Below are 8,909 nucleotides of genomic sequence, written 5' to 3'. Positions count from 1 at the left end.
GAACATGATGCCGATGCCGGACGGCGAGACGATGCAGGAGATGCAGCCCCCGCCCGCCCCAGAGTGATATGACACGCTCCCCGGCAGAATGCTTCCACCCGCCGCCCCGCGCTCTGTCCGTCCCAGGCCGAAAAGGGCAGCGCCCGACCCGGCGGGCGAGAAGCGCCCGCCTGGGGGCGGGGCGGGCGCTGCCCGAGGCAGGGCCTCGGGCGGGACAGCCGGGGAGGGAATTCCCTTTCCTTCGCCGATCGAGGATCAACCCGCGAGCCCAATTTTAATGAACTACGAATCCCATATATACCAGCCGCTTACCAGGTATTCCGCGCGCGTGACGCCATGACCCGCCGCCTCATCGCGACCGGCGCGATCCTCCTCGCCATCACCCTCTTCACCGGCCTCGGCGTCTGGCAGCTCGAGCGCCGCGCCTGGAAGCTCGACCTCATCGCCCGGGTCGAGGCCCGCCTCACCGCCGCGCCGGTCCCCGCCCCCGGCCCCGCCGCCTGGCCCACCCTCGGCCCCGCCGACGCCTACACCCGCGTCACCGCCACCGGCCGCTTCCTGCACGACCGCGAGACTCCGGTCCTCGCCGTCACCGACCTCGGCTCCGGCTACTGGATCCTCACCCCGCTCGAGACCCCCGGCTTCACCCTCCTCGTCAACCGCGGCTTCGTCCCCCCCGACCGCCGCGACCCCACCACCCGCCCGGAGGGCCAGCTGCCGGGCGAAGTCACCGTCACCGGCCTCCTCCGCCTCAGCGAGCCGGGCGGCGGCTTCCTCCGCCGCAACGACCCCGCCGCCGGCCGCTGGTACTCCCGCGACGTCGCCGCCATCTCCGCGGCCCGCACCCCGCCCCCGCCGGTCGCCCCCTACTTCGTCGACGCGGGCGCGGCCCCCAACCCGGGCGGCTGGCCCCGCGGCGGCCTGACCGTCGTCCGCTTCCGCAACGCGCACCTCGGCTACGCCCTGACTTGGTTCGCCCTCGCCGCCGGCCTCGCCGCGATGACCGTCTACGCTCTCCGCCGCCGCTGAACCGTCACGGCAGCCCGAAGATCGCCCCGATCGGCTCCCCCGCCCGCAGCCGCGCCGTCCACTCCGCCTCCAGCGCCAGCTTCGCCTCCGCCGCCTCGATCAGCTCCGCCAGCATCGCCGGCGGCAGCGCCACCAGCCCGTCGGCGTCGCCGATCACCAGATCCCCCGGCGCCACCTCGCAGCCGCCCACCGTGACGGTGCCGTTCACCTCCCCCGCCGCCGCGCCCACCGGCCCGCGCGGGTTCACCCAGCGCGCATAGACCGGCAGCCCCGCCATCCGCGCCAGGTTGCCGGTATCCCGCACCGCCCCGTCGCAGACCAGCCCCGCCATCCGCGCCAGGTTGCCGGTATCCCGCACCGCCCCGTCGCAGACGAGGCCCGCCACCCCCTTGCGCGCCAGCTCGCCGCCGAGCACGTCGCCGATCACCGCCACCTCCCGCGACCCGCCGGCGTCGATCACCAGCACCTCGCCCCGCCCGATCCGCCCCACGCCCTCGAGCACCGCCCCGAAGTCCGGCGGCAGGCAGCGCGCCGTCACCGCCCGCCCGAACAGATCCGCCTGCTGCCCCGCCGGCAGCAGCGCCCTGACCAGCGGGTCGATCTGCCGCTCCGGCGCCAGATCGACCGCCACCGGCACCGGGATCGCCCGCCAGCGCGCCATCAGCGCCGCCGGCACCGCCGCGACCTCGGCCCCATGCACCACCACCCCCATCTCCCGCCCTCCTCGCCTCCGCGCACCGCACCCTACCCCGCCCGCCGCGCCGCGAACAACCACGCCCCTTGACAGCCGCCCGCCCGCGGCAGACGCTGCCAGCCAAGGCGATGGGGTTCGCCGTGTAACCGCCCTCGGGGCTGATGACTCCTGTCCCGCCATTTCTGGCAGACGGAGAGTCGTGCATGTCGCCAACACCGATCAGCCCAGCCCCCCGGCCGCGCCGCGGCGCGCAGGGACGGCCTTCCTCCCCCACCCGGCATCCCTGACAGGACGAAGAACGATGTGGACCTACGCCGCCATTGGAGCCTTCGGGGCCCTCGGCTGCTGGGCGCGCTACGCCCAGAGCAATCTCGTGCAGGCCAGCTTCGGCCGCGACTTCCCCTACGCCACGCTCAGCATCAACGTCTTCGGCAGCTTCCTCATGGGCTTCCTCTTCATCGAGACCCTCGAGCGGGTCACCATCTCGCCCGCGCTGCGCGCCGGCATCCTCACCGGCTTCCTCGGCGGCTACACCACCTTCTCCACCTTCGAGATGGAGACCTTGCTCCTCGCCGAGGCCGGCGAGAGCGGCAAGGCGATCCTCTATGTCCTGCTCTCCGTCGTCCTCGGCTTCATCGCCGCCTTCGGCGGCGCCTACATCGCCCGCATCCTGTGAGGTGCCCCATGCCCGACGACCTCATCATGGTCCGCGTCTACCTCAGCGAGGAGGATCACGGCCGCCGCAAGGCGCTGACCGAGGAGATCCTCGGCCTCCTGCGCGACCGCCACGCCGTGCAGGGCGCGACCGTCTTCCGCGGCATCGCCGGCTACGGCGCCCACGGCCTCGTCCACGCCGACGACATCCTGCGGATCAACGTCGACCTGCCGGTGGTGGTGGAGTTCTTCGACGCGCCCCCGGCCGCCGAGGCGGCGATCGCCAGGCTCCTCGAACTGGTGCCCGGCGACCACATCGTCTCATGGCCGGTCCGGCGCCACTAGCTCTCGAGCCCACGCGGCACCACGAAGTCGACCAGCCGGCCCTTCCCCCAGCCGACCGCCGGCCAGCCGGGCACGTCGAAGTCGATCACCGCCGTGGCGCCGGTCGGGAACCGCTCGAAGGCGGGATCGTCCGGCGCCGCGTCGAGGAGCCGGCGCAGGAAGGCGCCGATCCCCGGCTGGTGCCCGAGCATGAGCACGCTCGCCACGTCCGGCGCGGCGCGGAGCACCGCGAGCAGCGTCTCCGGCGCGGCATGGTAGATCTCCGGCACGTAGCTCGTCGGCGCCGCGCCGGCCACGGCCACCACGCCGGCCCAGGTCTCCTGCGCGCGGCGCGCGCTCGAAACCAGCGCCTGCTCCGGCAGGTAGCCCTTCTCCTTCAACCATCCCCCGAGCAGCCCCGCCGCCCGCCGGCCACGCTTGTTGAGCGGCCGGTCGAGGTCCCGCTGCGCGGGGTCGGACCAGTTCGACTTGGCGTGGCGCATGAGGATCAGGCGTCGCATCGCCCCTCCGTGCCATGAAAGGCCGCCATGTGGAAGGCCGATTGCGCCTCCGGCCGCCGGCCGCGCCCCACCGGACAGGCCCGCCGCACCGCGCAGCCGCGGCCGAGGCAGTCGGCACCCGCCGCGCCGTCGAGGAAGCCATGGCAGCCCGCCACGTCGTAGCCGCCCGCCGTCAGCGCCGACACCGGACAGGCGGCGAGGCAGGGCGCGGCGCAGCCGTCGCACGGCGACCGGCCGGGCGGCGCGAGCGCGAGCCGTTCCGGCAGCGCCAGCGCGCCGCGGTAGGAGACGAAGAGGCCGAGCCGCGCGTGCACCAGCAGGCCCACCCGCGAGATCCAGGCCTCGCCGCTCCGCCGCGCCCAGGCGGTGAAGGGAACGTAGGGCGGCCCGCCGAACGGAAAGAGCGGCACGGCGCCGAGCTCGCCCGCCAGCGCCCCGAGCACCCGCACCGTCCAGCGGTCGAGCGGGTCGCGAAGGCCGTCGCGCCGCTCGGGGCTCGCGCCGAAGAGCGGCCAGAAGTCGGGACCGTCCGGGCCGAGCAGGACCAGCGTGCCGCACCCCGCCGGCGCCCCGTCCTCGGGGCCGGGATGGAAGGCGCCGAGGAGCCCCAGGGCGTCCCGCCGCGCCCGGGCGGCGATGCCAGCGAGCGACATCGCCCCCGCCTCAGCCGCGGATGAGCGTGCCGGCGCCGTGCGAGGTGAAGAGCTCGAGCAGCACCGCATGCGGCGCCCGGCCGTCGAGGATCACCACCGCGCGCACCCCGCCGTCGATCGCGTCGAGCGCGGTCTGCGTCTTCGGGATCATGCCGCCCGAGATGGTGCCGTCCGCGGTCATCGCCCGCACCTCGGCGGCGCTGAGCTGGGTCAGGACGCTGCCGTCCGTGCCCTTCACCCCCGCGACGTCGGTGAGGAGCAGCAGGCGGTCGGCCTTCATCGCCGCGGCGACGGCGCCGGCGGCGGTGTCGCCGTTCACGTTGAAGGTCTCGCCGCTCCGCCCGGCGCCGATCGGGGCGACGACGGGGATGAAGTCGGAGCCGAGGAAGCTCGCGAGGATCTCGGGGTGCATCTCGACCGGCCGGCCGACGAAGCCGAGATCGACCGGCTCCGGCCCCTCGCCGAGATCCTTCTCGCAGATCATCAGGTTGGCGTCCTTGCCGGAGAGGCCGATCGCCTTGCCGCCCTGCCGGTTGATCGCCTGCACGATGCGCTTGTTGATCCGCCCGGCGAGCACCATCTCGACCACCTCGACCGTCGCCGCGTCCGAGACCCGCTTGCCGCCGACGAAGTCCGAGCGGATGTCGAGCCGCTTCAGCATCTCGTTGATCATCGGCCCGCCGCCGTGCACGATCACCGGGTTCACGTTGCACTGCTTCATCAGCACCACGTCGCGGGCGAACTCGTCCATCGCCGCGTCGCTGCCCATTGCATGGCCGCCGAGCTTGATGACGATCGTCGCGCCGTCGTAGCGCTGCAGGTAGGGCAGCGCCTCGGAGAGGGTGCGGGCGGTGGCGATCCAGTCGCGCGTCTGGGCGAGGGACTTGTCCATGGGCGCTTCCTTGCTTGCGGCCTTGCGCCTCGGGCGCGCCCGCCGGATACTATTCCCGTCCGCCCGACACAAGGAGCCTCGCCCTTGCGCCTGCCGACCCTTCTCGCCGCCCTGCTCCTCGCCGCGGCCTGCGCCGGGGGCGAGCCGGGCGGCCCCTCGCGGGCGAGCGGGAGCGTCTGCGTGGCGCTCTTCCAGGAGTTCGACGCCCTCGAGCGGATGTATCCGCCCAACCAGCGCCGCTACGCCGACCGGGTCGCCCGCCCGCTCGTCGAGGCGCAGGCGCAGCGCATCCGCCAGGCGGGCTGCATCACCATGACCCGCGATCTCGCCGGCATGGAGGCGACCGGCGGCGGGCCGGTGACGGATGCCGGGCCGGCGCTGGCGCGGCCCGTCCCGCTCCATGCCGGGGTGGTGACCAACATGCAGGACGACGCCCGGGCGCGCGCCTTCTTCGCCGGCCACGGCATCCCCGCCCGCAGCATCGGCAGCGCGCCGCTCGGGCGGCGGATCTATCTCGGCCCCTTCGCGACCGAGGCGGCGCTCGACCAGGCGCGGGATCTCGCGCTGCGCGCCGGCTTCGTCGCCCCCTATCCGGTGAGCTTCTGATGCGACAGATCATCCTTCCCCTCCTCCTCGCGCTGCTCGGCACGGGCGCCGCGGCCGCGGCGGCGCCGGGCGCGCCCGACCGGGCGGCCTGCGAGCGCGCCTTCCGCGCCTACGAGAACGCGCTCTGGCTCTATCCCGACAACCAGTGGGGCGATGACGTGCCCGTGCTCCGGCCCGACGTCGCCCGCGCGGCGCGGGGCCTGGTCCGGGCCGGCTGCCTGACGACGGCGCAGGATCTCGTCCACCTGCCGGCCCTCGCCCAGAACCTCGCCCCCTTCGCGATCACCGACAGCGGGCCGGCGATCCGGCCGACCACGGTCTCGCTCGGCATCGTGACGGGCTTCGGGGTCGAGCACGAGGCCACCCTCTTCTTCCGCGGCCTCGGCTACCGCTCGCGCGGGGTGGGCGCGCAGACGCTGGGGCGGCGGCTCTTCATCGGCCCCTTCACCAGCCAGGGCGCGCTCGACCAGGCGCTCGAGGTGGCGCGCCAGGCCGGCTTCATCGCCCCGCACGTCGCCCTCCACACCCGCTTCTGAGCGTGTCTATACAATGTAATACGCTTCGAATTATCCAATGATTTCAACGCATGAAGGCGTGGGCACGCGTGCCCGGTCAGGCCATCCCAGCGATCAGCGCCCTCAGGGCCGGGATCCCGGCGCCGGTTTCGGCCGAGGTGACGAGGATCTCGGGGAAGGCCGCCGGGTGGCGGGCGAGGTCCCTCGCGACGGCGGCGAGGCTTTCCGCGCGGGCGGCGGGGGCGAGCTTGTCGGCCTTGGTGAGCACGGCCTGGAAGGTCACCGCGGAGCGGTCGAGCAGCGAGATGATCTCCTCGTCGACCGGCTTCACCCCGTGCCTCGCGTCGATCAGCACGAAGGCGCGGCGCAGCGTCGGCCGCCCGGCGAGATAGGCCTTGAGCAGCGCCTGCCACCGCTCGACCACCGGCTTCGGCGCCTTGGCGAAGCCGTAGCCGGGCAGGTCGACGAGATAATGCGCCGGCCCGAGCGCGAAGAAGTTGATCTCCTGCGTCCGCCCCGGCGTGTTCGAGGCGCGGGCCAGCGTCTTCCGCCCGGTCAGCGCGTTGATGAGGCTCGACTTGCCGACGTTCGAGCGGCCGGCGAAGCAGACCTCGACCCGGTCCGCGGCCGGCAGCCCGTCCATCGCGACGACCCCCTTCACGAAGTCGCACGGCCCGGCGAAGAGCCGGCGCCCGCGCTCCATCGCCTCCGCGTCCGGCTCCGCCGCCTCGGCGAAGGCGAGCTTCACGCCGCCTCGGCGACGTCGCCGACCCCGATCCGCCCGCCTTCGACGACCTCGGCATAGACCCCGAAGTCCTCATGACCCCAGCCGCCGCGCAGCGCCCCGAGCGTGTCGGCGTCGCTCTCCCCGGTCACCGGATCGACGGTCGTCGCCATGCAGCGGGTGATCGGCTGGCGCACCCGCAGCGTCGCTCCGCCGATCCGCACCTCGCGGCCGACAAGGTCGAACTCCTCGAACGGCGCGAGCCCGTCGAGCCACACGTTGCCGCGGAACCGCTCCTGAGCGAGCGGCCGCCCCACCCGCCCGGCGAGCGCGGCCAGACCGGCGGTATTGAGCAGCGAGATCGAGGGAAAGTCGCTGTCGGTCATCCCGCGGTCGGCGCGGACCACCCGCGCCGGCAGCGCGCGGTGCGGATTGGAGAGCGGCATCACCCAGGCAACGAGCCGGGCGGCATCCTCCGGGTCGTCCGGATCGACGGTGAGCGCCTCCTGCCGCGGGTGGGTCAGCGTGACGCGCCCCTTCGCCTCGTCCGTCTCGGCCCGGATCGCCATCAGCTGGAACGCCTTGGCGCCGCGGTTGAAGTTGGCGCAGGGCGCCCAGGCCCCCGGCTCCCCCGGCAGCCGCGCCGCCTCATGGGCGATGGCCCAGACCCGGTCCCAGGGCATGGTCGCCCCCGCCGCGAGCTCCGTCGAGCCGATGGCCTCGACGCCGTGGCCCTTGATCGGGTGACGCCAGAGGGCGCGAACGCGGGCCTGCACGGCGCTATCCCGTCTTCGACGATTTCCGGAACGCGCCGAAGATGTTGCCGAGCACGTTCGGCGGCACCCCCTGACTGCGCATGATCGTATACTGCTGCACGAAGGTGATGGTGTTGTTCGCGATCCAGTAGAGCACGAGCCCGCTCGCGAAGCTGCCGAGCATGAACATGAAGACCCAGGGCATCCAGTTGAAGATCATCGCCTGCGTCTTGTCGGCCGGCGCCGGGTTCAGCTTCTGCTGCAGCCACATCGAGATGCCGAGCAGGATCGGCAGCACGCCGATCGAGAGGATGCCGAAGATGCTCGTGTGGTCGGGCGCCGCCCAGGGCAGGAGGCCGAAGAGGTTGAGGACCGAACTCGGGTCAGGCGCCGAGAGGTCACGGATCCAGCCGAAGAAGGGCGCGTGGCGCAGCTCGATGGTGACGAAGATCACCTTGTAGAGCGAGAAGAAGATCGGCACCTGCAGCAGGATCGGCAGGCAGCCGGCGGCGGGGTTGACCTTCTCGCGCTTGTAGAGGGCCATCACCTCCTGCTGCATCTTCATCCGGTCGTCGCCGGTGCGCTCCTTGATCTTCTCCATCTCGGGCTGCAATCCCTTCATCTTCGACATCGAGACGTAGGACTTGTAGGCTAGCGGGAAGAGCAGGAGCTTGATGATGAAGGTGAGCCCGATGATGGCGAGGCCCATGTTGCCGATCAGCTTGTGCATCTCGTGCAGCACGCGGAAGATCGGCTTGGTCAGGAAGAAGAACCAGCCCCAGTCGATGGAATCGACGAAGCGGAAGACGCCCTGCTCGTCCTGGTAGGCGCGGATCGTCGCCCATTCCTTCGCGCCGGCGAAGAGCGAGGTGGCGGCGGTCGCCTCGGCGCCGGGAGCGATGGTGGCGTCCGGCAGGCGCATGTCGGAGAGGAAGGTGTCGGAGGCCTCGTCGTAGCGGGCGACGCCGGTGAACGCCTGGTCGGCGTTCGGGATGAGCACCGACATCCAGTAGTGGTCGGTGAAGCCGATCCAGCCGTTCTCGGTCACGTCCATGGTCCAGGCCGGGCCGTTCTCGGTCTGGCTGAGGTCGAAGTCGCGGGCGGCCTTGTACTTGAACTGGTTGAGCTGGTCGCGCACGCCCGGGCTCCCGTTCATGGCCAGGAAGCCTTCGTGCAGGATGTAGAAGTTCATCAGGTCGGGTGGCATCCCTTGGCGGACGATGAGGCCGTAGGGGCTGAGCCGGACGTCCTCGCCGGTATCGTTCTCCACCGACTGGGTGACGGTGAACATGTAGTTCTCGTCGATGGCGAAGGTTTGGCGGAAGGTGAGGCCCTTGCCGTTGTCCCAGCGCAGGGTGACGGGCGTCGCCTCGGTCAGCTCGCCGCCGCTCTCGACGGTCCAGACGGTGTCGGGGGCGGGCACGTCGGCGGCGGAGAGCGGCGCCCAGGGGGTCCAGCCGTAGCGGGCATAGTAGGCGTTCGGGACGCCGGGCGGCTGGAGCAGCGTGACGGTCGGCGAGCCGGGCTCGACGGTGACGGTAT

General features: G+C 72.5%; 12 protein-coding genes and 1 riboswitch. Of the genes, 5 read left to right on the top strand and 7 right to left on the bottom strand.

Going from position 1 to position 8,909, the window contains the following annotated elements:
* The first annotated feature begins 336 nt into the window (after positions 1 to 336).
* Positions 337 to 1,029: an SURF1 family protein gene (locus Q0112_RS18265; protein WP_297977480.1), complete on the top strand. Its 693-nt coding sequence runs from the start codon at positions 337 to 339 to the stop codon at positions 1,027 to 1,029.
* Between the two features lie 4 nt (positions 1,030 to 1,033).
* Here the strand turns inward: Q0112_RS18265 and Q0112_RS18260 are convergent, their stop codons facing one another.
* A complete protein-coding gene (locus Q0112_RS18260; protein WP_297977479.1) occupies positions 1,034 to 1,741 on the bottom strand; it encodes an RraA family protein in 708 nt (235 codons plus the stop codon).
* A 97-nt stretch (positions 1,742 to 1,838) separates the two neighbouring features.
* Positions 1,839 to 1,901: riboswitch (Fluoride riboswitch) on the top strand.
* Positions 1,902 to 2,024: 123 nt separating this feature from the next.
* Here Q0112_RS18260 and crcB point away from each other — a divergent pair.
* Positions 2,025 to 2,399: a fluoride efflux transporter CrcB gene (crcB, locus tag Q0112_RS18255; protein WP_297977478.1), complete on the top strand. Its 375-nt coding sequence runs from the start codon at positions 2,025 to 2,027 to the stop codon at positions 2,397 to 2,399.
* An 8-nt stretch (positions 2,400 to 2,407) separates the two neighbouring features.
* Entirely contained in the window at positions 2,408 to 2,722 is a 315-nt protein-coding gene (locus tag Q0112_RS18250) for a DUF190 domain-containing protein (protein ID WP_297977476.1), read from the top strand.
* Here the strand turns inward: Q0112_RS18250 and Q0112_RS18245 are convergent.
* The 3 genes from Q0112_RS18245 to argB are packed head-to-tail and all read right to left on the bottom strand — an operon-like array spanning position 2,719 to position 4,767.
* Positions 2,719 to 3,222 (bottom strand): histidine phosphatase family protein, encoded by a 504-nt coding sequence (locus tag Q0112_RS18245; protein ID WP_297977474.1) that lies wholly within the window; start codon positions 3,220 to 3,222, stop codon positions 2,719 to 2,721. The two genes, Q0112_RS18250 and Q0112_RS18245, sit on opposite strands and share 4 nt — an antisense overlap.
* Entirely contained in the window at positions 3,210 to 3,875 is a 666-nt protein-coding gene (locus Q0112_RS18240; protein WP_297977473.1) for a ferredoxin, read from the bottom strand. The genes Q0112_RS18245 and Q0112_RS18240 overlap by 13 nt, the downstream gene beginning before the upstream one ends.
* A gap of 10 nt (positions 3,876 to 3,885) precedes the next feature.
* Positions 3,886 to 4,767, bottom strand: a complete 882-nt coding sequence (gene argB, locus Q0112_RS18235; protein WP_297977472.1) for an acetylglutamate kinase — start codon at positions 4,765 to 4,767, stop codon at positions 3,886 to 3,888.
* A gap of 84 nt (positions 4,768 to 4,851) precedes the next feature.
* Between argB and Q0112_RS18230 the strand changes: the two genes are divergently transcribed.
* Together Q0112_RS18230 and Q0112_RS18225 are read left to right on the top strand one after the other, a co-directional pair.
* A complete protein-coding gene (locus tag Q0112_RS18230; protein WP_297977471.1) occupies positions 4,852 to 5,373 on the top strand; it encodes a hypothetical protein in 522 nt (173 codons plus the stop codon).
* Complete coding sequence (locus tag Q0112_RS18225) at positions 5,373 to 5,909, top strand: hypothetical protein (RefSeq protein ID WP_297977470.1); 537 nt, start codon at positions 5,373 to 5,375, stop codon at positions 5,907 to 5,909. The genes Q0112_RS18230 and Q0112_RS18225 overlap by 1 nt, the downstream gene beginning before the upstream one ends.
* A 76-nt stretch (positions 5,910 to 5,985) precedes the next feature.
* Here the strand turns inward: Q0112_RS18225 and yihA are convergent, their stop codons facing one another.
* The 3 genes from yihA to yidC all read right to left on the bottom strand — a co-directional run.
* Positions 5,986 to 6,591, bottom strand: a complete 606-nt coding sequence (yihA, locus tag Q0112_RS18220) for a ribosome biogenesis GTP-binding protein YihA/YsxC (RefSeq protein ID WP_297977481.1) — start codon at positions 6,589 to 6,591, stop codon at positions 5,986 to 5,988.
* Between the two features lie 41 nt (positions 6,592 to 6,632).
* The gene (locus tag Q0112_RS18215; RefSeq protein ID WP_297977469.1) at positions 6,633 to 7,388 is read right to left on the bottom strand and encodes an MOSC domain-containing protein; all 756 of its coding nucleotides are present in this window, start codon (positions 7,386 to 7,388) and stop codon (positions 6,633 to 6,635) included.
* 4 nt (positions 7,389 to 7,392) lie between these two features.
* Positions 7,393 to 8,909 (bottom strand): membrane protein insertase YidC (gene yidC / locus Q0112_RS18210; RefSeq protein ID WP_297977467.1); only part of this gene is annotated, 1,517 nt, incomplete at its 5' end.

Origin of the sequence: uncultured Amaricoccus sp. (assembly GCF_937858865.1) — a bacterium.
In the GTDB taxonomy this organism is placed as follows: domain Bacteria; phylum Pseudomonadota; class Alphaproteobacteria; order Rhodobacterales; family Rhodobacteraceae; genus Amaricoccus.
Note: the sequence above shows the minus strand (reverse complement) of the source record. Positions and strands in the feature narration are given on the sequence as shown.